The sequence below is a fragment of the Aquicella lusitana genome (assembly GCF_902459475.1).
Taxonomy (GTDB): domain Bacteria; phylum Pseudomonadota; class Gammaproteobacteria; order DSM-16500; family DSM-16500; genus Aquicella; species Aquicella lusitana.
Genome location: NZ_LR699114.1, coordinates 472,572 through 497,405 on the forward strand (window position 1 = coordinate 472,572; position 24,834 = coordinate 497,405).

Annotated in this window: 23 protein-coding genes; 13 read left to right on the forward strand and 10 right to left on the reverse strand. The window is 47.2% G+C overall.

The window, feature by feature from the left end:
• Positions 1–55 precede the first annotated feature (55 nt).
• Complete coding sequence (locus AQUSIP_RS02195; RefSeq protein ID WP_114834071.1) at positions 56–517, reverse strand: RT0821/Lpp0805 family surface protein; 462 nt, start codon at positions 515–517, stop codon at positions 56–58.
• Between the two features lie 103 nt (positions 518–620).
• On the opposite strand from AQUSIP_RS02195, the gene AQUSIP_RS02200 reads away from it, so the two are divergent.
• Both AQUSIP_RS02200 and AQUSIP_RS02205 read left to right on the forward strand, forming a co-directional pair.
• Positions 621–1,067 (forward strand): GNAT family N-acetyltransferase, encoded by a 447-nt coding sequence (locus tag AQUSIP_RS02200; RefSeq protein WP_114834070.1) that lies wholly within the window; start codon positions 621–623, stop codon positions 1,065–1,067.
• A 36-nt stretch (positions 1,068–1,103) separates the two neighbouring features.
• Positions 1,104–1,952: a hypothetical protein gene (locus tag AQUSIP_RS02205; protein WP_114834069.1), complete on the forward strand. Its 849-nt coding sequence runs from the start codon at positions 1,104–1,106 to the stop codon at positions 1,950–1,952.
• Here the strand turns inward: AQUSIP_RS02205 and AQUSIP_RS02210 are convergent.
• The 4 genes from AQUSIP_RS02210 to potA are packed head-to-tail and all read right to left on the reverse strand — an operon-like array spanning position 1,949 to position 5,697.
• Positions 1,949–2,989 (reverse strand): ABC transporter substrate-binding protein, encoded by a 1,041-nt coding sequence (locus AQUSIP_RS02210; RefSeq protein ID WP_114834068.1) that lies wholly within the window; start codon positions 2,987–2,989, stop codon positions 1,949–1,951. The genes AQUSIP_RS02205 and AQUSIP_RS02210 overlap by 4 nt on opposite strands.
• Entirely contained in the window at positions 2,986–3,759 is a 774-nt protein-coding gene (gene potC / locus AQUSIP_RS02215; protein ID WP_114834067.1) for a spermidine/putrescine ABC transporter permease PotC, read from the reverse strand. Before potC ends, AQUSIP_RS02210 begins: the two co-directional genes overlap by 4 nt.
• A complete protein-coding gene (gene potB, locus AQUSIP_RS02220) occupies positions 3,756–4,610 on the reverse strand; it encodes a spermidine/putrescine ABC transporter permease PotB (RefSeq protein ID WP_114834066.1) in 855 nt (284 codons plus the stop codon). Before potB ends, potC begins: the two co-directional genes overlap by 4 nt.
• A complete protein-coding gene (gene potA, locus AQUSIP_RS02225; protein ID WP_114834096.1) occupies positions 4,600–5,697 on the reverse strand; it encodes a spermidine/putrescine ABC transporter ATP-binding protein PotA in 1,098 nt (365 codons plus the stop codon). The genes potB and potA overlap by 11 nt, the downstream gene beginning before the upstream one ends.
• A gap of 428 nt (positions 5,698–6,125) precedes the next feature.
• On the opposite strand from potA, the gene AQUSIP_RS02230 reads away from it, so the two are divergent.
• The 8 genes from AQUSIP_RS02230 to purN all read left to right on the forward strand — a co-directional run bounded on the left by AQUSIP_RS02230 (position 6,126) and on the right by purN (position 17,017).
• The gene (locus tag AQUSIP_RS02230; RefSeq protein WP_147277475.1) at positions 6,126–7,712 is read left to right on the forward strand and encodes a protein kinase family protein; all 1,587 of its coding nucleotides are present in this window, start codon (positions 6,126–6,128) and stop codon (positions 7,710–7,712) included.
• A gap of 176 nt (positions 7,713–7,888) precedes the next feature.
• On the forward strand, positions 7,889–10,228 hold the full coding sequence (gene purL, locus AQUSIP_RS02235) for a phosphoribosylformylglycinamidine synthase subunit PurL (RefSeq protein ID WP_114834095.1): 2,340 nt from the start codon (positions 7,889–7,891) through the stop codon (positions 10,226–10,228).
• Positions 10,228–11,271 (forward strand): phosphoribosylformylglycinamidine cyclo-ligase, encoded by a 1,044-nt coding sequence (gene purM / locus AQUSIP_RS02240; RefSeq protein WP_114834064.1) that lies wholly within the window; start codon positions 10,228–10,230, stop codon positions 11,269–11,271. Before purL ends, purM begins: the two co-directional genes overlap by 1 nt.
• Position 11,272: 1 nt before the next feature.
• Complete coding sequence (gene purQ / locus AQUSIP_RS02245; RefSeq protein ID WP_114834063.1) at positions 11,273–12,523, forward strand: phosphoribosylformylglycinamidine synthase I; 1,251 nt, start codon at positions 11,273–11,275, stop codon at positions 12,521–12,523.
• A complete protein-coding gene (locus tag AQUSIP_RS02250) occupies positions 12,495–13,490 on the forward strand; it encodes a phosphoribosylaminoimidazolesuccinocarboxamide synthase (RefSeq protein WP_114834062.1) in 996 nt (331 codons plus the stop codon). Before purQ ends, AQUSIP_RS02250 begins: the two co-directional genes overlap by 29 nt.
• 167 nt (positions 13,491–13,657) lie before the next feature.
• A complete protein-coding gene (gene purF, locus AQUSIP_RS02255) occupies positions 13,658–15,130 on the forward strand; it encodes an amidophosphoribosyltransferase (protein ID WP_114834061.1) in 1,473 nt (490 codons plus the stop codon).
• Between the two features lies 1 nt (position 15,131).
• A complete protein-coding gene (purD, locus tag AQUSIP_RS02260) occupies positions 15,132–16,454 on the forward strand; it encodes a phosphoribosylamine--glycine ligase (RefSeq protein WP_114834060.1) in 1,323 nt (440 codons plus the stop codon).
• The gene (gene purN, locus AQUSIP_RS02265; protein ID WP_114834059.1) at positions 16,454–17,017 is read left to right on the forward strand and encodes a phosphoribosylglycinamide formyltransferase; all 564 of its coding nucleotides are present in this window, start codon (positions 16,454–16,456) and stop codon (positions 17,015–17,017) included. The genes purD and purN overlap by 1 nt, the downstream gene beginning before the upstream one ends.
• On the opposite strand, the gene AQUSIP_RS02270 is transcribed toward purN, so the two are convergent.
• The 3 genes from AQUSIP_RS02270 to AQUSIP_RS02280 all read right to left on the reverse strand — a co-directional run bounded on the left by AQUSIP_RS02270 (position 17,014) and on the right by AQUSIP_RS02280 (position 19,783).
• Positions 17,014–18,234, reverse strand: a complete 1,221-nt coding sequence (locus tag AQUSIP_RS02270; protein WP_114834058.1) for a GumC domain-containing protein — start codon at positions 18,232–18,234, stop codon at positions 17,014–17,016. The two genes, purN and AQUSIP_RS02270, sit on opposite strands and share 4 nt — an antisense overlap.
• Before the next feature lie 193 nt (positions 18,235–18,427).
• A complete protein-coding gene (locus tag AQUSIP_RS02275) occupies positions 18,428–19,300 on the reverse strand; it encodes a DMT family transporter (RefSeq protein WP_114834057.1) in 873 nt (290 codons plus the stop codon).
• A 45-nt stretch (positions 19,301–19,345) separates the two neighbouring features.
• Positions 19,346–19,783, reverse strand: a complete 438-nt coding sequence (locus AQUSIP_RS02280; RefSeq protein ID WP_147277474.1) for a hypothetical protein — start codon at positions 19,781–19,783, stop codon at positions 19,346–19,348.
• Positions 19,784–19,844: 61 nt separating this feature from the next.
• Here AQUSIP_RS02280 and purH point away from each other — a divergent pair, with 61 nt between their 5' ends.
• The gene (purH, locus tag AQUSIP_RS02285; RefSeq protein ID WP_267896348.1) at positions 19,845–21,407 is read left to right on the forward strand and encodes a bifunctional phosphoribosylaminoimidazolecarboxamide formyltransferase/IMP cyclohydrolase; all 1,563 of its coding nucleotides are present in this window, start codon (positions 19,845–19,847) and stop codon (positions 21,405–21,407) included.
• 131 nt (positions 21,408–21,538) lie between these two features.
• Here the strand turns inward: purH and AQUSIP_RS02290 are convergent, their stop codons facing one another.
• Complete coding sequence (locus AQUSIP_RS02290) at positions 21,539–21,778, reverse strand: hypothetical protein (RefSeq protein WP_147277473.1); 240 nt, start codon at positions 21,776–21,778, stop codon at positions 21,539–21,541.
• A gap of 66 nt (positions 21,779–21,844) precedes the next feature.
• Here AQUSIP_RS02290 and purE point away from each other — a divergent pair, with 66 nt between their 5' ends.
• Entirely contained in the window at positions 21,845–22,339 is a 495-nt protein-coding gene (gene purE, locus AQUSIP_RS02295; protein ID WP_114834055.1) for a 5-(carboxyamino)imidazole ribonucleotide mutase, read from the forward strand.
• A gap of 5 nt (positions 22,340–22,344) precedes the next feature.
• The gene (gene glyA, locus AQUSIP_RS02300) at positions 22,345–23,625 is read left to right on the forward strand and encodes a serine hydroxymethyltransferase (RefSeq protein ID WP_114834054.1); all 1,281 of its coding nucleotides are present in this window, start codon (positions 22,345–22,347) and stop codon (positions 23,623–23,625) included.
• 72 nt (positions 23,626–23,697) lie between these two features.
• On the opposite strand, the gene AQUSIP_RS02305 is transcribed toward glyA, so the two are convergent.
• Positions 23,698–24,822, reverse strand: a complete 1,125-nt coding sequence (locus tag AQUSIP_RS02305) for a tetratricopeptide repeat protein (protein WP_114834053.1) — start codon at positions 24,820–24,822, stop codon at positions 23,698–23,700.
• Positions 24,823–24,834: the final 12 nt, after the last annotated feature.

The following is a 24,834-nucleotide window of genomic DNA, read 5'->3' on the forward strand; positions in this document are numbered from 1 at the left end:
AGTGGCGCCTTCGTCCGCAACGAGTGCAGGCGAAGGCAATCGTTTTTATTATTATTTAGTTGCTAACCGCTTGCCATGAACCATCCGGCTGACGGCAGGCTGTGCCATACATTTGCTGCTTTTTACCGCCAATATTTGCGACTGTACGGTATTCGCGGCAGTAAGGATTGCCGTCTACGGTTACATTCTTGGTCGGAGTCACCTGATAGGTGGCGCCGCTATTGTTGTTGCTCCAGTAAGCAGGCTGGCCTACGTTATTGCTTTCCAGCGCCTGGTTCATTTTCAGCTTGTCGGTATCGTCCATATTTTTACCAATGGCACCGCCAATCAAGGCGCCCGCAATCGTTCCTGCTGCGATGGCTAATACCCGGCCGCTACCCTGGCCAACTGTGCTGCCTAATAAACCGCCGGCCACACCGCCAGTGACTACGCCCATATCCTGTTTGGTCATGCTTTCGCAGCCAATCAAGCTGACGCTGCAAAGAATGACAACAAGAGCTGTCAAGATTCGTTTCATATGATTTTGCTCCTCATGTATATAATGATTCTTCTGAATCGCTGCGATATTCTATACTGATGCTAAAAAGATGCCAACTTACTTGTAAAGAGCTGACCAAACCATGACCTACCGATCAACTTACCCAGACGGCGTATTTCGTGACTATACATTTACCGCCAACAAGAAAAAGCTCGATCTTGAATACCTGTATAAACTGCTCTGCATTCCTTCACGGTACTCCACGGGCCTGCCGCCTGAACGCTTCCCCCTGGTCATTGAAAATTCGCTGTGTTTTAGCGTCTTTTACCAGGGCAAACAGGTGGGCTTTTCCCGAGTAATCAGTGATCATTCGGAATTCGCTTCGCTTTGGGATGTGTTCATTGACGAACCCCACCGAGGCAAGGGTGTGGGCCAGGCCTTGTTGAAATACATCTTCGACCATTACCAGCTGCGCGGCATTTTCCGCTGGTTTTTAATGACCGAGGACGCGCACGGCCTTTACCAGAAGTTCGATTTCAAGACTGAAGTTTATAATCCTTATATTATGATGAAGGTGAATATTACCTGATAGAGAGATAATAAATTTAAAAACGGGGAGAGTGGCATGAAAAAACATAAAAAAAGATCAGACCAGATTTTTTACTGGGATCCCAGTACTGGATACAGCATCCTGGATGAGTTTGTTGACACATTCTCCAATAAAAAAGAAGTGTCTTATCATTACTGGTATAAACATCGTCCTGTTGATCGACTGACCGGCGAGAATTTATTCCTTGACCATGAGGCACTATTGAAAGCCATTCAAAACAAAACGGTAACAAACTATCACCATTGGTATGCCAGCCGTTGGATGGATATTTATAGCGAAAAGAAAACTACGCTTTCAGGAGAAGATTTAAAAATAGCTATTTTCGAAAAGCGGGTCGTAAAATATGCCACGCTTCAAAAGCGTAAAGCAAAAGCAAAACAAGCAGACAAGAATGACAACTTATCTGTTGGGCAACTAGAAACAGTGCCTTCTTCTTTTTCCCTTCCTGCAGAAAAAACCCAAATAAATAGTCAGAATGATGTCGAAGAAGAAACGCTCGCAACAGGTAATGTCCTTGACGACGTTACTGGCATTTATTCCTCAAATCCCATGCAAGGCTTCCCTTCAATGATAGCGTTAGGCACATCATCTATTCTAGTCATCGATTCGGAAGAAGCTCCGCCTAAAAGGAACAACTTTCAATTGTTTGCTGCACCGACGCCAACGAAAACAACAGAAGTAACGACCAAGCCGCAGGAAGCCAGGCCGCGTAATCTGACATTTTCGCCCATCGAGGTTGTTGATTCGGAGGAACATCCACCTAAAAGATATGAGCAGCCAAGATTCTTTTTGCCTGTGGATCGTTCAAATCCTTTGTGGAAAATAGACGCTTTTTTGGAAGAGCAAATTAAAAATAAGCGTTAACCGCTCATTTTCAATTCTTCCCAATATTGCTCAAACAGCGCGAGCGTTTCTTCACCCACATCGATTTGAAACTGACCGTGCTGCAAAATTTCCTTGGGAGGATAAACGGTGGGGTTGTTGCGAATCGCTTCAGGCAGCAGTTTTTGACCGGCCAGGTTAGTGATGGGAAAACTGGTTGCGATGGCGATTGCTTTGGCAATATCCGGACGCAGCATGAAGTTGATAAAAGCATACGCTTCATTCTTGTGTCGGGCATTCGCTGGAATGGCAAAAGTATCTACCCAGATGACAAACCCATCTTTGGGATAGATAAATTTTACTTGTGAATTATCCTGGGCTGCCTTAAATGTGTCGCCGTTCCAGGCCATCCCAAGCGTGGCATCTTCGTCAATGATGATGGAAACGACTGTCTCAGTGGAGAACACTTTGACATTTTGCATTAGCTCTTTGAGTTTAAGAAAAGCAGCTTTAATGTGTTCGGGGTCTTTATCATTGGCAGAATAACCGAGAGATAATAATGCCATGGAAAAAACTTCACGCGTATCATCGAGCAGCATCAGCGTGTCTTTGTATTGCGGACTCCAAAGGTCTGTCCATTTGCTTACACCGTTCGGTGCAAAGTAACGGCTATTAACAAAGATGCCTGTGACACCCCAAATAAACGGCACACTGTATTGTGAAGACGGATCATAGGCTGGATGCAGAAAAGAAGGATTCAGGTTTTTCCAGTTAGGCAATTTGCTTTTATCCAGCGTTTCCAGCATGTGCTGTTTACTCATGCGGTCTACAAAATAGCTGGATGGCATGACCACGTCATAGCTCGCCGTTTTGGTTGCGCGCAATTTGGTATACATGATTTCATTATTTTCATAGGTCGAAAAATTAACCTTGATGCCAGTCTCTTTTTCGAACTGGCGAACAATGAATTCCGGCACTTCGCCTGTCCAGGCATATACATTAACGATCTTTTGCTGGGCAAAAGCCTGCATGGGCAGGAGCATGACCATGACAAGGAGCAAGCGGTAAAAGAGTTTCATGCTTTTTTCCTTAATGCCAATTGAGACAGGACAATGAAGAGCAGTGTCACGCCAAAGAGGACCGAGCAAAGTGCATTGATCTCGGGTTTAATGCCTGAACGCACCATGGAGTAAATGCGTAACGGCAGGATTTCAAACTCAGGACCGGACACAAAATAACTGATAATCACGTCATCCAGCGAAAGCGTGAAACTGAGCAGCCAGCCTGCCATGAGAGCGGGCAGCAGCAGGGGAAGGAAAATGCGCATAAAAATCACGCCATCGGTCGCGCCCAGATCTTTGGCGGCTTCGAAAATATTGCGGTCAAAACTGGCGAGACGACTGTAAAGCGTGACAATGACAAAAGGGATGCAAAAGCTGATATGCGACAACAGCAGAGTGAAAAAACCCAGCTCAAGTTTAATCAGCGTATATAAAATCAGGAACGAAGCGCCGGTCACAATTTCGGGCGATAAAATCAGAATGAAGACTAGCCCGTTTAAAAAATTTCGCCCCAGAAACCGATAGCGATAGAGACTGACTGCAGCGAGCATGCCGACGAAAGTAGCGATGGTGGCGGCAGCAAAACCTAGAAAAAAAGAATGCCATGTGGCAATCCACAAATCACTGTCTTCGAATAATTCGGTATACCAGCGGAGGGTAAAGCCATGCCAGAGTAGGGAGTATTGTGTGTTATTGAAAGAGTACACAATCAGGATAATGATTGGTATATAGAAAAACAAATAGACCAATGAAAGATAGGAAGATGCGGAAAGCGATTTCAGTTTCATAGTAACTCCCGCCGTTTGCTGCCGCGTGATACCCAAAGATAAATCAGGATCAACGTGGCGAGTACGATTGTCAGGACGGCACTCACAGCGGATCCCAATGGCCAGTTTTCAGCAATTAAAAATTGGTTCTGAATAAGATTGCCGAGCAGAATGGATTTTGCGCCGCCCAGGATATCCGGAATATAAAAGATGGTCATGGCAGGTAAAAAAACCAGTATGCAGCCAGCGATAATGCCTGGCATGGTCAGGGGAATAATGACTCTTCTAAACGTTGTGAAATGGTTCGCACCCAGATCGCGCGCCGCATCGACCAGGCGGTTATCCAGCCTTTCGACATTGGTCATGATAGGCAGGATCATGAAAGGCAGCAGGTTGTAGACAAGCCCGATAATCACTGCCGAATTGGTAAATAAAATGGAGAGCGGGTGATCAATGATGCCCAGCAAAATGAGCAGGGAATTCAAAATGCCTTTTGCCTTGATAATGGCGATCAGGGCATAGCTGCGAATCAGCGAGCTGGTCCAGAAGGGAATGATGACCAGCAAGAGCAAAAAGTTCTTCCAGGGTCCTTGTAGCCGGGCAATGATATAAGCGAAAGGATAGCCGATGACAAGGCATAACAAGGTGGAAAAACCGGCAATCAAAAAGGATTTTTCAAAAATGCGAATGTAAATGGCATTGTTGAGCTGCCGATAATTGTCGAGTGTCAGCGGCAATTGAATTAAGTGTTCATCACTATGCCCCATAAAACTGGCTGCGATCACAAGACAGAATGGTAGCAAGGCAAAGAGAAACAGCCAAAACCAGACGACGGTTAACGAAAAATGTTTGAAATGGTTATCAGGCTTCATGAGGCAAGATGACCTCCCACCCCGGTGTCCAATTTACCCAAACCTGTTCGCCAAGCTTATATTCCAGACGATCATCGTCTTCATCAAAAAACTCGGTGGAGGCGACCACTTTATTGTTAGACAGGCGCACCATCAAATCAACGGTCGTGCCTTTGTAAATGACTTCTTCAACGGTTGCGGCAAACATGTCACTGGTGTTATCCACTTCAGACTGGTTCCATACGCGCACGTCTTCGGGCCTGACGAGCACATGGACTTTTTCACCTATCGTAAAGGTGCGTGCACTCCTGGTTGTCAGTGCTTTGCCTAACACATTGACGACGACCTGTTTATTGCCATTGGCATTGACGATTTCACCTTCAAAAATATTGGCTTCGCCGATGAACTTTGCCACCACGAGATTTTGTGGTTCTTCATAAACCTGGCGCGGCGTGCCGACCTGTTCGATGCGGCCGTCATGCATGACCACAACGCGGTCTGACATTGAGAGGGCTTCTTCCTGGTCATGCGTCACGAAGATGAACGTAATGCCCAGCGTACGTTGCAACTGCTTCAATTCAATCTGCATGGTCTTGCGCAGCCGATAATCCAATGAGGACAGCGGTTCATCAAGCAAAAGCACGCGCGGGCGGTTGACCGCTGCACGGGCGATCGCAACACGCTGCTGCTGGCCGCCACTTAACTGGTTTGGTTTGCGTTCGGCAAATTTTTCCAGCTTGACCATCTTTAAAACTTCCGCCACTCGCGTACGGATTTCATCCGCCGGTACTTTCTGGCAGCGCAATCCAAACGCTACATTTTCAAAAACACTCATGTGGGGAAACAGGGCATAGCTTTGAAAAACCGTGTGCACATGCCTTTGATGGGGAGGCAGGCCGATGACGGTTTTATTATCGATAATAAGGGTGCCTTGAGTGGGTTCTTCAAAACCGGAGATAAGACGAAGCAATGTAGTCTTTCCGCAACCGGAAGGTCCCAGTAGCGTTAAAAATTCGCCTTCACGCACTTCGAGATTGATGTCATGCAGAATCTCGTGGTCGTGTATAGTCTTGTAAACGCCGCGCAGTTCAACAACGTTTTTGTCCAATTCATAATCCCCCACAAAATGTTTGGGTATTTTCCCAAAGCATATCATAAAAAGAAGGGGGCAAATTATGGGACTTGGTTAAAAGAATGTCTAGTAAAATTGAATTGGCTTTTGCATCTTAATCGCATCTACTGCGCCGTTTTGCGTTTGCATTAAAAATTTCCGTCATTGCAATGACGGAAAAATATTGCAGAACAGCAAAGTACGCTACAAGTCTTTTGCCCGAGATCGAGACATGCGCCATGTTTTCCAACAGTTAGTGTTTTGTTTTTTAAGCAAATTTAAGCTTATGACACCAACATCGGCATTCAATGCTATACTTTTTTGTATGTAAAAAATCAAAAAACGGGAGTGGATGAGAACGCTATGTTTCTTCGCAAAAAACACAGTCGTGGAAAAGATGAGGTGATTGTAAAAAAATTCCTGCTTTGCCCGAAGGCATCAAGACAAGCGATCTTGATAAAGACGGCAGGTTGATGCCGGCAGGCTGGTCTTCTATCAATACAGTGCAAACTGCTATTGCTTATGCAGAAGAAGAGGGAAGGATTAAAGAATCGGAAGATGTTTTACTCAGCAAAAAAGAATTGGGAACGAAATTTAGTTTTATTAAATTGAAAGATCGCTCCTCGTTACAAGGGTTCAGTTATTATGCTATTTATCCCGAAGTAACCCTTGGTAAGGGTGCTTTTGGAAAAGTGGTGATCGCTCAAAACATTGAAACTGGGAAGTGGTACGCTTTAAAAAAGCAGGCTATCAAGAGCGGATCTGAAAAAAAGCTTCGTTCGCTTGCTGAAGCTGAAAAAATGTTGTTAACAGATCTCAAACGAAGTCCTCTGACGCCGATTAAAGGCAGGCGTTCACCCAGTAAAAATCTTGAGCATTATATGCTGCTGATGGAGCTTGAAGAAGGCGAAACGATTCAGTCGTTAGTGGATCAGGAAAAAGACTTCATCTTGCGTATCCCGCCCCCGATTCGACTACAAATAGCGATAGAAATACTGAGGGCTGGCAAGACACTGTTCGAAGAAAAAGGTTTCATTTTGCACCGCGATATTAAAGAGGCAAATATCGTTGCAAACTTATCCGAACTAGAAGCAAAACTCATTGATTTTGGCTTGTCTGTCAAAGCCGATCCGGATGGAAAATATGTTAGTACTTCTTTGGCGGGATCGATTGATGTCGTTGCGCCCGAGCTTAGAGCGGAGATGGTGGCTTGTCAGGATGACCCTTCCAGGTCACCTCAATTTATATATAGTCAAAAAACGGAGGTTTACGGTTATGGCGCGCTTTTGGCAGGCTGGTTTGGCATGTTTGATAACAGTGACGCCGTTGATGAACAGACGGATGATTGGAAACCGATTAAAGAGTGGATGGAAAATACGTTTATTGTAAACGAAAGCCATCCTTATTTTCTTGATAATGGATGTATGCCTAAAGACAAATTCGGCGGGCAATTACTGAGGGAGATTCTCGCGTGCATTCACGAGATGACGCATTATGACGCAGCGGATCCCGACCAAAAAAACAGGTGTTCACTGGATCAAGCCATTACAAAATTGGAAGAGATAAAGAAAAAATACATCCAACATTACGGAGCTAAAGCCAATCTCAGGGTGGGTGTGCTGGACATAGAAAAATACCTGGACGAGGATACGGATAAACAAAAGACCCTGAATCAGTTTGATGACTTTGATGAAATTATACTCGTTGACAGCAGCGGAAAAGATCGCGGCATCAATTTTTATCTCGACTTGAAAAGAGAGTTGAAAAAAGCAATACAGAATAAAAGTGAAGCGCTTGGGGAACCCTTGTCTGTCATTTTTAGTGAGGAGGTTTATATCAGTTCCAATAAAAAAATGCTTCAGGAAAAAGTCGATGAACACCTTGCCTGGCTTAAAGAAAAAGCGATACCCGTCGAACTGAATCCGGTCGTTTACCACTCAAAGCCAAACGTTGAAATCTCGGATAAAGAGTTTGCGCATAGTGGATATAGCTCAGGCCGCCGGTTCCGCTAAGTGTGTAAAATTTTCCCTGGCATCATTGGACGCCCTGTTACTAAATTTGTCATCCCCGCGCTGGCGCGAGAATGGCAGTTGAGGTAACATCATCTTTTCCGGATGCCAGACTGGATTATTTGCGCAAACCCCTTTATCTTATGCTCAATTCCGGCATGACACAGGGCATCTACGCAATGCAGTCAACACCCGATATTCTTGATTTTTCCGCTATGTCACGCGAGGCGATTCAAGCGCTATTACAGCAGTATCAGCTTGGCTTGACCGTCGATGAAGCACTGACGATCCAGCAAGCCCTCTTAAAGCGGCCGCCGACCTTTGCCGAATGCGTTTTGTGGTCCATTCAGGGGTCCGAGCATTGTTCTTATAAAAGCAGCCGCCCCCATCTCAAGCAGTTTGTGACCGAGGCCCCTTATGTCATCCTGGGCCCCCGAGAGGATGCTGGTATTGTAGCAGTGGCTGCCGATAACCAGGGCAAGCGGTATGGAGTCGTGATCAGCCACGAGTCCCATAATCATCCTTCCCAGATCGTGCCTTATGAAGGTGCAGCTACCGGCGTAGGCGGTAATATCCGTGACGTCTGCTGCATGGGGGCAGAAGTCATTGCGGTCGCTGACAGCTTACGCTTTGGGGATATTACGCGTTCCAAGACTCACTGGATCCATGAAGGTGTTGTGGGTGGAATTGCAGGCTATGGCAACCCCATCGGCGTGCCCAATCTGGCAGGCGATCTTTATTACGATCCCGGCTATAACGAAAACTGCTTGGTAACAGTCGTCACGCTCGGTGTGGTGCGAGAAGATCATGTTATCCATTCCTACGCGCCGCCCCATGCAGAAAATCACGTGTTTATCCTGGTGGGCAAGCCTACGGATAACAGCGGCTTTGGCGGTGCGAGCTTTGCCTCGTCTACGCTGCGTGAGGAACACAAAGAACGCAATAAGGGCGCAGTCCAAGAGCCGAATGCTTTCCTCCAGCGCCATCTTTTAAAAGCCAATTATGCTCTGTTCAGACATCTTCGGGAAAAGAACCTGCTGGATAAAGTGGGCTTCAAAGATTTGGGCGCAGGCGGCATTGCCTGCGCTAGCGTTGAACTTGCAGAAGCGGGTGGCTATGGCGCGGAAATTGATTTGGAACAAGTGCCCACTAGCATGGAGGGCTTACTGCCAGCGGTTGTGCTGTGTTCTGAAACGCAGGAACGCTTTATGTGGGTTGTTCCGCCTGACCTGGCCGAGATGGTGCTATCCCATTACAATGAAACCTTTGCTTTGCCCCGCGTCTCACAGGGAGCCTGTGCCTCGGTGGTAGGCAGGATACGGACGGACGGCCTTTATGTTGTCCGGCATCAGGGCAGGGAATTGGTGCGGGCGAGAGCCTGCGATGTGACCAAAGGAATTGTGTATGATCGCTCCTATACTGCACCAACGCAGGTTTTATCGGAACCCGATCTTGTTTCTCCCGCTGATTTTAATACCGTCTTATTAAAGCTGTTGGCGCATGAAAATATCGCCTCGCGCGCGCCTATTTTTGAAACTTATGATAAGCAGGTCCAAGGAAGAACAGTCATTGAAGCGGGCTCAGCAGATGCAGGCGTGATGCAGCCATTCAATGATGAAAGCTATCCAGAAGAAATACGAAAGACGGGCGTTGCACTTTCATTAGACCATAACCCGCGCTATAACCAGATTGATGCTTATTGGGGCGCAGTGAATGCCGTCGTCGAGGCTGTACGTAATGTGGTGGCCGTCGGCGCAACACCGCTTGCGCTGACGGACTGCCTGTGTTTTGGCAATCCGGAAAAGCCGGAGCAGATGCATGAATTTGTCGCATCCGTGCGTGGCATCGCTGATGCCTGCCGTGCGGTAACATTGAAAGACCACCCTGAGGCTACCTTGCCGGTGGTGGCAGGTAATGTTTCGTTTTATAACGAATCAGCAGCGGGCGCGATCCCTCCGAGCCCCATGATCAGTTGTCTGGGCGCTATGCCGGATGTGACCAAGGCGCTGACCTATGATCTCAAGCGGCCAGAAACCATGCTGATTTTAATTGGCGAACGCCGGGACGAATGCGGCGGCAGTGTTTACTACCAATTAAATGGCGAGTTGGGCAGCCAAGTTCCCAAGCCAGATTTGTCGACTTTTGCACGGGAAATCCATGCTGTGCAGGCGGCGATTCAACAGGGTCTTGTGCTCTCCGCACATGATATTTCCGAAGGCGGTCTCGCTTGCGCCCTGGCGGAAATGAGTTTTAAAAACCAGATTGGCATGAAGGTTGATGTCCCCGGGGAGTTGGCCATAGAGAAAAAATTGTTTGGCGAAACCGGTGGGTTTGTGCTGGAGGTGGCGCGCGATAAGTTAAAAGAATTACGCAAACTGTTTGAGGAAAAGCAGGTACCTCTGATGGTGTTAGGGGAGACGATTGCCGAGCCACGTCTCGTGATGAATGAAGTCATTGATCTGCCTCTCAGTGCGGCAAAAGTTGCCTGGGAACAGGGCTTAAGGGAGAAATTACTATAATGACCACCCTCAATTACAAAGCCGCGGGCGTTGATATTGAAGCCGGTAATGAAGCCGTACGCCGCATTAAACGAGCGGTGGAAAGCACTTTTTCGCCATACGTGCTAACAAATATCGGCAGTTTCGGGGCGATGTTTGATTTGAAACCGCTGATGGAGCAGTACCATCATCCTATTCTTGTGCAGAGCATTGATGGGGTGGGCACGAAAATGATGGTAGCTAAAATGATGCAAAAGTTTGATACCATCGGCATGGACCTGGTGAGCGCTACGACGAATGACATTATTGTACTGGGAGCGAAACCGCTTACACTGCTGGATTACATTGCCAATGACAAACTGAAACCTGACGTTATCGAACAGATTGTATTGGGTATGGTGAAGGCCTGCCGCGAAAATGAAATTTCACTGGTGGGCGGTGAGACAGCTGAAATGCCCGGCACCTATTTACCCGGTGAACATGATCTGGTGGGGGTGGTGACGGGTGTAGTGGAAAAAGACAAGGCGATTTTGGGCGGCGATATTGAACCCGGCGATGTAGTAATGGCTTTTGCTTCCAGCGGCTTGCATACCAACGGCTATTCGCTTGCGCGCAAACTCTTTTTCGATGTGGGCGGTTATACGGTTGATACAGTGCTCCCCGAGCTGGGCCAATCGGTAGGCGAGGCATTGCTGACACCGCACATCAATTACACGCGGCCTGTGCTTCACCTGCTGGCCAATCATGTTCACATCAAAGGCATGGCGCATATTACTGGCGGCGGCCTGCTTGAAAACATTCCAAGGATTTTACCCTCACATTGTGCTGTGGAAATCCGAAAAGAAGCCTGTCCGGTGCTGCCCATCTTCCAGCTGCTGGCAAGCCTAGGCAAGCTTGAAGAGGTTGAGCGGTATCGTACCTTTAACATGGGGGTGGGGCTCATCATGATCGTTTCTCCGGAAGTGATCACGGAAATGCGCGCCGCGCTGTCCGTTTTCCCTGCTTTCCCGTTATATGAAATAGGCCGTGTCACAAACGGCAAACAAGAGGTGAGGTTAATCTGACATGCGCATTGCCGTTGTTCAATTTCCGGGTTCCAATTGCGAACGTGAAACCATGCAGGCGCTCCGGCGCGCGGAAATGGACCCTGTTGAGTTTTTATGGAACGAACCCAGCGAAAAACTCCGTGGCATGGATGGTTATGTCATTGTCGGCGGATTTTCCTACGAAGACCGTTCGCGTGCTGGCATCATTGCCGCGCTTGACCCGGTCATGCAGGAAATAAAGGCACAAAGTGAAAAAGGCAAGCCTGTACTCGGGATTTGTAACGGCGCACAAATACTGGTAGAAACCGGCCTTGTGCCAGGGCTCGAAAACAACAAAGTTGGCATGGCGCTTACGGAAAATAAACGTATTGCCGAAGGGAAAATCCTGGGAACAGGTTATTATAATGCCTGGATCCACATGCGCCTTTCGGACCAGTATCAACGCAATGCTTTTACCCGTCATTTGACTGCCGAGACGGTGCTTCACGTCCCTGTCGCACATGCGGAAGGACGGTTTGTCATGACAGAAGCCTTGCTGACAGAAGTTGAGATGCAGGGCCTGAATGTCTTCCAGTATTGTGATGCAACTGGCGCTATTGTGGATCATTTTCCGGTGAATCCGAACGGTTCATTGCGCAATATTGCCGCCATCTCCAACAAGGCAGGCAATGTAATGGCCATGATGCCGCATCCGGAACGTACCCCAAACGGTGATGCGATCTTTTTATCGATGCGCGATTTTATCGCGGAAGGACGTCTCGATCAGACTGTGCCGCTTTATTATTATCCGCGCCGCAACCCTTTGCCTGCTTATACCAAACCGGCGAACAGTCATGAATGCATCGTTGAGCTGATGATCACCGATAATCATGCACTGACGGTGCAAAATACCTTGCGCCAGCTGGGATTCCCTGTGACGGTCAAGCGCCAGGTGCATTGGGAGGTGCAGTGTGAACCTGCGGTGATTCAGCGTATCAAACAAAGCGGTGTGCTCTATAACGAAAGGAAGGAAGTCGCGATCTCGCCCGCTGAAATCAAAAAACCGGCTTCAGTCACTTTCCTGGTGCGTGCGAAAGAGGATCTGCACGGCCGTCAAAAGCAGCAAACGCTAGAAGATCACTTTTCTATTCAAGCAGTTAAATTGCTACAATATGGTATTTTGTGGCAATTTACTGCGGAAAACGCTAACATAACGGACCTGGTGGACAGGATTTTACACACTAACATTATATTTAACCCCTATGCCCATGATTGCTACCAATACTGCTGATTTTTCTCTGGAAACCATTCGCGAAGCGATTCCTTTTTGTTTAACAGAAACCCATTTTGCTTTCGGTAAAAAATACCAGGGCAAGGTACGTGACACGTATGACCTAGGCGACAGGCTGATGCTGGTGACCACAGACCGGCTGACGGCTTTTGACCGGCAGCTGGCGCTGATTCCTTACAAAGGCCAGGTGCTGAACCTGACCAGTGCGTGGTGGTTTCAGCAGACAGAGGAAATTGTTCCCAATCATTTAATCGCTGTGCCGGATCCCAATGTAGTGATCGCCAAAAAATGCAGCGTATTTCCTGTTGAATTTGTGGTGCGCGGTTATATTACCGGCACGACGGGCACGTCATTGTGGACGCAATATCAAAAAGGCGTGCGCGATTATTGCGGTATTCGTTTTCCGGAAGGACTCCGTAAGAATCAGAAGCTTGACCAGCCAGTATTAACACCGACTACTAAAGAAGCGGTACACGATCGTCCCATCAGTCCCAGCGAAATTGTCACCGAAGGCTGGATGACGCAGGCAGATTGGGATGAAGCAAGTGCGTTGGCATTAAAGCTCTATCATCGTGGTGCAGAAATTGCGGCAAAACACGGTTTGATCTTGGTTGACACCAAATATGAATTCGGCCGCGATCGTGATGGCCGTATTATCGTAGTTGATGAAATTCACACACCCGATTCCAGCCGATACTGGCTCGCTAGCAGTTATGCCGAACGTGTTGCCAAAGGCGAAGAGCCTGAAAATATCGATAAAGAGTTTTTACGGTTATGGTTTGCCAAACACTGTGATCCGTATCAGGACAAAGTGCTGCCTGAGGCGCCAGAAGAATTAGTCGTGACCTTGGCTTCTCGTTATATTCAATTGTACGAAATGATTACCAGCATGAAATTTGCTTTTATGCAAAAGCCTGAATCCATTGAGCAGCGCATTTTGCGCAATGTGGCAGGGTATTTGGGTTAAACCGATAACTGGATCATGGGCAAGCCGCGAATGGCGGTTGCGTAGTGCAAGTCTTCATCCGTCGTCCCGCGGCTTGTCCGCGGGATCCATTGACCGGAATCAACACGCAATGTTGAGCGTTAGTGATGAAATAACGGCATAACCAAACATAACTTTCGGAAACAAACATGTGCGGCATAGTTGGCATTTATAGTCATGAACCGGTAGCAGCAGAACTCTATGATAGTCTTATTCATTTGCAGCATCGGGGACAGGATGCGGCGGGCATATTAACGTGCGATGAGCGATTTTATCCCAAACATGGTTTGGGACTTGTGCGGGAAATTTTCACACCGCGTGATTTGATTCCGCTCAAAGGTAATATAGGCATTGCTCATACCCGCTATCCTACCGCGGGCGGTTATAGTGAATCTGATATTCAACCGCTCTGGGTAGGAAGCCCGCGCGGTATTGCACTTGCGCATAATGGCAATCTGGTGAACTACAAGGCATTAGCAGATGATATTTGCGGCAAGCAGCATCGGCATTTAAATTCTACACTCGATTCCGAAGCACTCCTGCTTTTGCTTGCGGATAACCTGGCTACAGGTTCTTATGCCGATAACGATGAAGAAGCATTCTTTCAAAAATTATGCCGTTCTGTTCAAACGATTTATGAACGAGTGGAAGGATCTTTTTCAGTTGTCAGTGTCGTGATCGGAAAAGGCCTGGTTGCGTTTCGTGATCCGCACGGCATCCGTCCTTTAGTCTGGGGCGAGCGCAAGCGTGAAGACGGAACGAGTGACTATATCTTCGCTTCGGAAACCACCGCATTTTATGCGCTGGGCTTTGAACCACAAGGTGATTTGCAACCGGGCGAAGTCGCTTATGTAAATAAGGCAGGTAAGCTGTTCAGGCAGGTGGTTCAGGCAAAAGCATTTACGCCGTGCGTATTTGAATATGTCTATTTTTCACGACCAGACTCAACATTGGATGGCGTCAGTGTTTATCGTTCGCGGCTGCGCATGGGGCAAAATCTGGCGCGGCAATGGAAGCAGGTTTATCCCGACATACTGCCTGATGTGGTCATTCCCGCCCCTTTTACAGCCAATACGGCGGCCCTGTCATTTGCCCATGAGCTGGGGGTGCGTTATTCAGAAGGCTTATATAAAAATCCATTTATAGGGCGTACTTTTATTATGCCCAATCAGAAGGCGCGCTCACGCAGCGTTCGCTATAAATTGACGCCGCAGCGCACCGAAATAGAAAATAAAAAAGTACTGATTGTGGATGACAGCATTGTACGCGGCACGACTTCCCGCGAAATCATTAAAATGGTTCGCGAATATGGCGCAAAGGAAATTTACCTGGTTTCTTCCTGTCCGCCTATTAAAAATCCCTGTTTTTACGGCATTGATATTCCTTCGCGCAAAGAATTGATTGCCTCTACCCATACTGAAGCGCAGATCCGTGACTATTTGGGTGTCGATCGTCTCCTTTATCAAACACAGGAAGATTTGGTGGAAGCCGTGACACGGCGTGGTCAGCATCATATTGAGCGTCCTTGCATGGGCTGCATGGACGGCATGTATATTTGCGGAAACATAACAGAAGAAAAGATACAGGCGTTAGAGCTGCAGCGTGAGAAGGACAGAGAATAAGATGAACATACTTATTATTGGATCAGGTGCGCGTGAACACGCTATTGCTGTGGCGTTGCATCGTTCGCCGCAGCAGCCGCATATTTTTTGTTGCGGCACCTCGCTCAATCCGGGCATACAGCAAATGGCGTTTCACTATTGGGTCGGCGATATCACGGATATCGCAACCATTGCCAGACTCGCTCCTGAATGGCATATCGACCTTGCGATCATTGGCCCGGAAGCGCCGCTCGAAAAAGGATTGGCTGACGCGCTTTGGAAAGCGGGCATCCCTGTAATTGGGCCTAAACGGGAGCTAGCGCAGATTGAAACCAGCAAAAGCTTTGCGCGTGAGTTGATGAAGAAATATCACATTCCCGGTCTGCCGCGTTTTCGACGTTTTAATACCCTTGAAGGGGCCGCGGAATTTCTGGCTGAATTGGGCGACGACAATTATGTGGTCAAGGCGAATGGATTGATGAGCGGCAAAGGCGTGAAAGTGGCTGGGGATCATTTGCATTCGTTCGCAGAAGCCATTGGTTTTTGTAAAACGATCCTGGCCCAAGGTCAGTCTTTTGTGATTGAAGAAAAACTGCTGGGACAGGAGTTTTCATTCATGTGTTTTAGTGACGGCGAGCATATCGTTCCCATGCCTGTTGTTCAGGATCATAAACGTGCCTATGTAAATGACAAGGGACCGAATACCGGCGGAATGGGCAGTTATTCCGATGCCAATCACAGTCTGCCATTCCTGACGGAAAAAGACCTTCATTGTGCGCACGAAATTAATGAGGCCGTACTGCGGGCGCTTTCCACTGAATTGAACGATAAGTATATCGGTATTCTCTACGGCAGTTTTATTGCCACGCGGAATGGTATTTATGTGATCGAATTTAACGCCCGCTTCGGCGATCCGGAATGTTTGAATGTGCTGACCATACTGGAATCGGATTTTGTAGGGATCTGTCAGTCGCTGATCGCAGGTAATCTATCAGGGAAACAGGTTCGTTTTGCTCACAAGGCAACCGTATGTAAATACGCAGTTCCCGAAGGCTATCCGGATTCGCCGATGCAAAATGCGGTCATTGACATTGCCGCTGTTAAAAATAAAGCGCAGTTGTATCTTGCTTCGGTAAACGCGGTGGAAGGAAAAATATTTGCGACTGGATCACGCACAGCGGCTTATGTAGGCGTAGGGCATACCATTTCAGAAGCAGAGGAAGTCGCTGAAAAAGAAATACGCGCGATCCAGGGGCCTTTATTTCATCGCGAGGATATTGGCACAGACAGCCTGATTCAGCGCCGCATTGACGAGATGCGCAGACTGCGGGCAGGTCAATTGTGATGATCCGCCTAGGCATTCTGGGCTCAACCCGCGGCACCAACATGCTCGCCATTATTGATGCTATCCAGCAGCGTGATTTGACTGCGACGATCGAAATCGTTATTAGTAATAAGGCAGATGCCGTCATTCTTGAGCGCGCAGCAACGTACGGGCTGCCTGCACGGTTTATTGACCCCAAAGGATTAACGCGAGAAGCCTATGATGCAAAACTCTCTGCGGTTTTACGCCAATGCAGCGTAGACCTGGTGGTGCTGACCGGTTTTATGCGCATCTTGTCGGCTGACTTTATTGCCGAATGGAAACATAAAATCATCAATGTTCATCCATCTTTATTGCCTGCTTTCGCGGGAAAAATGGATATGGAGGTTCATCGGGCAGTCGTTGAATCAGGCGTGAGTGAAACAGGTTGTACCGTGCATTATGTCACGGAAGAAGTGGATGCTGGTCCTGTTATCTTACAAAAAAAATGCCCTGTCCTTGCTGGCGACACGCCCGAAAGTGTGAAGGCGCGTGTCCAGCAATTAGAAAGCAGGGCATTAGTTGAGGCTATACGGCTCCTTTAGGAGTTTTCGCCATCCTGACTGCGTCTTAAGCTGGGTCCGGTTGAATTTGAGCCGGGAAGCTGACTGGTTGTATTGTTGAACAGGCTTGCTGTTTGAATTCTGCTTCCATTTATGCCTCCGCCAAAAAGGCTGTAGTGAGAAAGTCCAAGCCCGTAACCAGGCAGAATACCCAACGGTCTGATATGTGACGATGATAAAGGTCTAAAGGGAGATTGGCTGTTTCGCATCAAATTCAAAAAGGAAGATTTCATTAGAATATTATCTTCTTCTTTGTCTTTGGAGAGATCATCATTTTCTTTTTGATCGACTATCTCTTCTTTGAACTTGTCGTCTTCCTTCAATTGCTCAGGTTTGAATTCATCCATTGATGCCAGTTGATTTTCTTCTAATTCATTTTCGAGCGCTTTCAGCTGTTCTTCGGCGTCGACTAGTATTTCGGCATCGGAACCATCTTTTGCTGCCTGGCTCTCGATGGTTTCTTTTGTCGTGAAAATGAATAACGCTAGCTGATCGCGCAGTTCCTGCTTGATTGCTCGGACCCCTTCGTTGTACTGCCTCCTTTGCTCCTGGATAAACTCTGCTTGCACTTTGGGATCAAGATTACTATCTGCGAGCAATTCTTCCAGATTGGCAGGTGATTCTTTTTCTGCTTTTGCTAGTTGTTGTTCTAGCGCGTAAATTTTTTCTCGCAAGGATACAAAAGTTTCCATTTGAATTTTGAGTTTCATTTCATTTTCATATTGTGTAATGAGTTTATTTCTTTTTTCGATGCGGGCTTCAGTTTCTTTTATCATGGCATCCAGGTCGGATTCTTCGCTCTTTTGATGAGATGTGTCATTTTTCTGGTCATATTTAAACGCATGCAGTTTAAGCTCGTCTTTTTTAATTTTTTCTTTTTCTGCTTCTAAATCAAATGACTTCGGAAGCAAAATAATATCATCCCGATTATATGGATTTTGGTTGGGTCTGTCGCTATTTTTGATTGAAGGTAAGGTTTCTGCATCAACAGAGTGCTGGATGTTTGAGCTAAGTAGCACAGGGTTATTCATCATGATGAATGCGATATGATCAATAAACGAACTTGGAACCAGTTCAGTGTCATACCCAATTGCAGTCAGTCGCTTTGCAAAGTTCTTATAGCTGATGTCTGTTTTTTCTCGTGCAGGTGCAGGTTTATTGTCCTGTTTTGGTTTGCCAAAAAAGAAGTTTCGCAACATGGTTTTTTATCTCTCTCATTTTGTATGTAATAGAAGGTTCCCTTATTTTTTTATTCAGTCTGCCATCAACTGTTTTTATAGTGAGAAAAATATTGTAAACCTGTTAGCTTAAGTAAATCTTATCAATAGCTTACTTTAAACAGATTTTTAGTTGACTGTTTTGGCTTGGCTGAAATAAAGGTATTTTGTTAGTTCAAATTACAATACAAATTAGTCCGAGCAGAATGGATATCATGGCAACCGTTGTGGGCAGGTTGATGACTTCATGCATGAAAAAAGCAGAGACCAGCAGACTGAACACAGGCACAGCGAGGAATCCTAATGAGACGACCATCGTAGGCAATTCTTTATTGACGACTACACCGCTCCAGTAGGAGAGTCCTGTGACGAGAAACCCGGTATAAATCAGTGAAAGAATCAAGGCAGGATTCCAGTGAATGGTTACAGCGGGTTCTTTTACCCAGGCAAAGAGCAGAATAGGAATGGTGCCCACTAGCAGCTGCCAGGGAATCAGTTCCAGAGGCGATTTGGTCCACTTCATATAGCGGGCACAAAGCATGGAGATCGCCCAGCACAGGGAGGCGAGCAGCAGCATGGCGCTGCCGAAGAGGACTTTCTTGTCTGCCCAGTTCATTTCCCAGGGGCTCAGGAGGATCAGCAGACCGCCTACCCCCAAAAGGAATCCTAGCCAGCGTGACCAACCGGCTTTTTCATCAAAGAACAGGATGGCAGCGGGCATGACCCATAAAGGCGTTGTGTAAGCAAGCAAAGACGACCGGCCGGCAGGCAAATAGGCGAGGCCAATGTTCGCCAGCAAAATGTAAATGCTGATTTGCAGCAAGCCAATGATCACAATGAGAGGGATGTCTTTGGTTTTAGGCCACGCAAATTTTTTGATAGCGGCGACCAGGCCCATCATCGTGACTGTCCCCACGATGAGACGCAGTGCGGTATACCAGAGCGGCGACATGTATTGTAAACCGATTTTATTTATCGGCCAGGCGATTCCCCAGCTGAAAATAATAAACGTAAACAGTCCAAACATGCGATAGTTGATCTTTGCCATTGTTGCAGCCTCTCTATTGTGTGTCGCTTCGTTGCTAGCGCTATCTTACTTGTTTCTTCTAATGTCGGATATATACAACAGCAAAGTCCTGCCTTTGTCTATGAGTTGATAGCCTCCACCCAGGCAACCGGGTCCTGCGACGCTTACCTTTGGATTGCCAGGCCCATAATAACCCACTGTAAAATGACAGTCCTGTTTGCCAGTGAAAATAATGTCGAAAGTAGCCTGTGCGGTCAGGGGTTCGATATGGACGCCATATTGCGGACTTTTTTCGTGAGCAGCCAGAGGGGTGTTGTTGTTCAGGGCAGGGATAAGATACACGGCAGTCTGGCTGTTTTTTTCATTAGGCTCAAAACGGAGGATAGTGGTTTTTTCGCTGCGGTTCTCCATTTGCAGATAGAAATGCGCAGGTGAGCTTGCATAAAGGGCGGTAGACAGAAGAAGGGTAAAGAGAAAAAAAGCTGTCAAATTGAGACGTTCCATGAGAATGATCCTTTTGTTTAGAAATTTGAGCGAACCGTTATAATAGGCGGAACTTTTTAACATGATGCTCTGGCAAATGCAAATGAAAATCATTCCCATTAAGCGTGCGTTACTTTCTGTGTCAGATAAAACGGGTATTGTCGAGCTAGCCCGCCATTTGATAGCTCATGGCGTTGAGATTATCTCGACGGGCGGGACAAGCCGGACGCTCGCGGAGGCGGGCATTGCCCATCAGCAGGTAGATGAATTGACCGGGCTCCCCGAAATGCTGGATGGGCGAGTGAAAACCCTGCATCCCAAAGTGCACGGCGGCATATTAGGCAAGCGCGACAAGCACGCTGCAGAAGCCGGGCAGCATCAAATTTCCTGGATAGATCTGGTCGTCGTCAATTTTTATCCTTTTGCACAGGCGATTCGCGATCAAGCCTTATCCTGGGAGGAAGCGGTAGAATACATAGATATTGGCGGTCCCACGATGGTAAGAGCTGCGGCCAAGAATTTTGCCTGGGTAGGTGTGGTGGTCGATCCTGCGGATTATGGCCAGATTGCGACCGAGCTGGATGCCGAGCAGGGGCTAATGATTGAGACCCGTATCCGCCTTGCGGAGAAAGCCTTCGCCTTGACGAGCCGTTATGATGGGATGATTCATCGTTATTTTCTGGAAAAAAGAGGCGCGGAAACGAGCCCCTGCCCTGATGAAATGCATTTACAGCTGGAAAAGCACGCCGAGTTACGCTATGGGGAAAATCCACATCAAAAAGCCTGTGCCTACCAGTTTAAACAGGAAAAAGCGGGTGTGCTGGCGGCGAGACAGCACCAGGGGAAACCGCTTTCTTACAACAATATTCTCGATGCGGAAGCAGCGCTTTCCTGTGTACGCGAGTTCGACAGTCCTGCCTGTGTGATTGTCAAACACGCCAATCCCTGCGGCGTGGCGGCAGCACACACGATAGATGAAGCCTTTACACGTGCGCATCAGGCCGATCCCCAATCCGCATTTGGTGGCATCATTGCACTGAATCGGCTTTGCACCAAAGCCATTGCTTCTGCCGTTACCAATCTGTTTATGGAAGTCATATTGTCGCCGGGTTATACCGATGAAGCGTTATCTATTTTGGCTGCAAAACCTAATCTGCGTGTATTGGAAGTCCAGACAGGCCTATCCCCGGCATGGGAAATGAAATTTATTACAGGCGGCCTGCTGCTGCAGGAAAAAGACCCGCAAGTGATTGGCGAGGAGGATTTAAAAATCGTGACAAAGACGCAGCCCAGACAGGAAGATATTGCTGCGATGCTGTTTGCGTGGCGGGTTCTGAAGCATATTAAGTCCAATGGCATTTTGATTGCTAAAAATAATATGACCGTAGGTATTGGCGCAGGGCAGGTATCGCGCATCGATGCCGTCGATATTGCAGTACGCAAAGCAGGTGAAGCGATTCATGACACGGTACTTGCCTCGGATGCTTTTTTTCCTTTCCGTGACAGTATCGATCGGATCGGTAAAACGGGTGTGCGCGCAGTGATACAGCCTGGCGGATCGGTTCGCGATGAAGAAGTGATCGCGGCGTGTAATGAGCATGGTATCGCGATGGTGTTTACTGGTAGACGGTGTTTTAGGCACTAACGGTGTTTTGGGTATTGTAATAATATCATCTTAGTCCTCCGCTACCCTGCAATACCTCTGCCACCTTGTCGCTTCCCCTTGTCACCCCGCACTTGTTGCGGGGTCTGGTGTATAAAATATAATGTATTCCTTTATTTTTTTGATACCGGATCCCGCAACAAGTGCGGGATGACAGAGCGGGCAGTGCGGGATGACAGAGCGGGCAGTGCGGGATAGAAGAGCGGGGAAGTGCGGGATAGAAGAGCGGGGAAGTGCGGGATAGAAGAGCGGGGAAGTGCGGGATAGAAGAGCGGGGAAGTGCGGGATGGAAGAGGGAAGGCAGAGGACAGTGCAGGATGGTGAATGAGTGCCCATTCATCTCGACATCGCATGAAGATTCAAGTAAATTCAGGCACATATTTCCAGCTCTTGCATACCATATATAGAAGGAACAGATTATGTCCAACATACTCGTCAGCATTCTCATGGGATCCAAATCGGATTGGGGGGTCATGGAAGAAACGAGCCTTATGCTTGATAAACTGAATATTCCCCATGAAGCACGCGCGCTCTCTGCGCACCGCACACCCGATGCCCTGTTTGATTATCTGAAGTCCGCTGAGCAGCGTGGCGCGGAAGTCTTTATTGCGGCGGCAGGTGGTGCAGCGCATCTTCCGGGTGTTGTTGCTGCCAAGACCCTTCTGCCCGTATTAGGCGTTCCTATGCCGTCTTCCACCTTTGTTAATGGGTTAGATGCGCTACTCTCCATTGTGCAAATGCCAGCCGGTATTCCTGTTGGCACGCTGGCCGTAGGCAAGGCGGGAGCCATTAATGCGGCTATTATGGCAGCGAATATATTAGGCAACAAATATCCGCAATACCGCGAGGCTGTGCGCCTGCAACGTGAAAAACAGGCAAAGGCCGTACTCGAAAACGCTGAACTGAAAGGATAAAAAATATGTTTCCCTCTATCCCATTACGCAATGCCGATTTTGCCATCTGGCAATCAATTGAAAATGAAAAGAAGCGACAGGAAGAACATATTGAACTCATTGCTTCGGAGAATTATGTCAGTCCAAATGTGTTGACCGTACAGGGTTCAGTGCTGACCAACAAGTACGCCGAAGGATACCCTGATAAGCGCTATTACGGCGGTTGTGAATTTGTGGATGTGGCGGAAAAGTTGGCGATTGAACGTGCCAAGCAACTGTTTGGCGCTGCTTATGCTAATGTGCAGCCGCACTCCGGCTCGCAAGCCAACGCCGCAGCGTATGCCGCCATGATTAAACCGGGTGATGTCGTGCTGGGGATGAGCCTTGCGCATGGAGGGCATTTGACGCACGGGTCGCCAGTTAATTTCTCGGGTAAACTTTACCATTTTTATTCTTATGGCCTGCATCCCGAGACCGGTGAAATCGATTACGATGAAGCAGAGCGACTTGCCAACGAGCACAAACCCAAATTGATTGTGACAGGTTTTTCCGCATATTCTCGCATTGTTGATTGGGAGCGTTTTCGCAAGATTGCCGACAGTGTTAATGCTTATCTAATGGCTGATATTGCACACGTTGCTGGTCTGGTTGCCACAGGGCTTTATCCTTCTCCTGTCAATATTGCAGATGTTACTACCACAACGACTCATAAAACCCTGCGCGGTCCACGCGGCGGGATGATACTCGCCAAAGCGAATCCTGAGCTGGAAAAGAAGCTTAACTCGGCTGTTTTCCCAGGCGGACAAGGCGGTCCGCTCATGCATGTGATCGCGGCAAAAGCGGTTGCTTTCAATGAAGCGCTGCAGCCTGAATTTAAAACTTATCAGCAACAGATATTGAATAATGCACGTGCAATGGCGAAAGTTCTTCTGAAGCGGAATTACAAAATTGTAAGCGGTGGCACGGATAATCATCTGTTGCTGATTGATCTGATTGATAAGCAGATCACAGGCAAGGATGCAGAAGCCGCTTTAGGTCTGGCAAATATTACTGTCAATAAAAATGCCGTACCGAATGATCCTCAATCTCCTTTTATCACCAGCGGATTGCGTATTGGTTCACCGGCAGTGACGACACGTGGTTTTAAGGAAGCTGAATGTGAACAGGTGGCCAACTGGATTTGCGATATCCTGGATGACATGCAAAATGCCACGACTATTTCTCGCATCAAGAGCGAAGTGGCAGCTTTGTGCAAGCGATATCCCGTTTATGAAAGCCAGGTTTATTCCAATGCCAGTACAGGCTAGTCGATAACAAAAACACTAGTCTCCGCCTAGGGCGGGGATGGCACTCTGTACAAAGCGATATCGTTTGGTGATTCAGGATTTGCAGCACTTTGACAAAGTGATACCTGGGTTAAGTTCACAACTTTTATTATACTGATTGAACACAGCCTGGAGCACGGCATCTTCCGAGTTCTGAAACAGATGCAGATAGTCAGTGGATATGAGTTGTTGAAGTATGTCATAAGCAGCAGTCAATACAGTTATGTCTGAGGTATGGATATTCAAAAATTGTAAGGCGATTTTAAGATGATTCTTTGCCATTTTATTATTGAGTTCCGCAACATAACAGATTCCCAGAGCAAGATGGGTGGTAGCGGCAACTGAGTCCAATTCATTCGCTTGATAGCATTTTAATGCTTTAGTTAAAAAGAGAATGGCACGATCAGGGTCTTTATTTTTGAGATGGCATATTCCCAGCAGCTGCTCAGTGTCTGCTGCGCTGATTGTATCAGTCAAGGAGCTCCTTTTATTACGCGATTGGGTGAATAGATGAATAGCTTCATCGATATGATTGAGCTGTAACTGGCTTACTCCCATTTCCAGGCAGCTTTCTGCTTGCATTTCGATATCATTAAATAAAGTAAATATATCAAGCGCCTGTTTCAGGTGGCTAAACGCCTCAGCATAGTTCTTGTTTCTATTGTAAATCTGGCCTAGGTAAAATAATGATAAAGCCTTATAGTAGTAGTATTCCTGATCAGTTTTATTTGCTTCGCTGCAATTATTAAACCCCGCCAATGCTTGATTAAAATGGCTCAGCGTCGTTTCAATATCCAAGCCGAGCTTGGATGAACAAATACCAAGATGCAACGCGATTAACGAGAGGAAGTTTTTATCATTTAATTTTAGGGCGATTTTAGCTGCCTCTCTAAAATAAGTGGCAGCTTCGTCATATTGTCCTATGGCATTGTAATTTATGCCAAGATAAAAGGCGGCCCTGGCGAAGCAGTTTTCAGCGAATGAGAGATGCTTTTTTGCGGAGTCTGCATGGAATGAATGCTGGGTCATGCGATTAAAGTAATTAATCTGATCCTGATAATATAAATACACAGGTTCTAGATAGGCGTTTGATCCAGTATAGTTTTTTTCAACATGAAAATTAATGCCTATTTCCATATCGAGATCAGGTTGAATGCTAATGGTTGCCCGGCTTTTCATCTGTGTATTCCT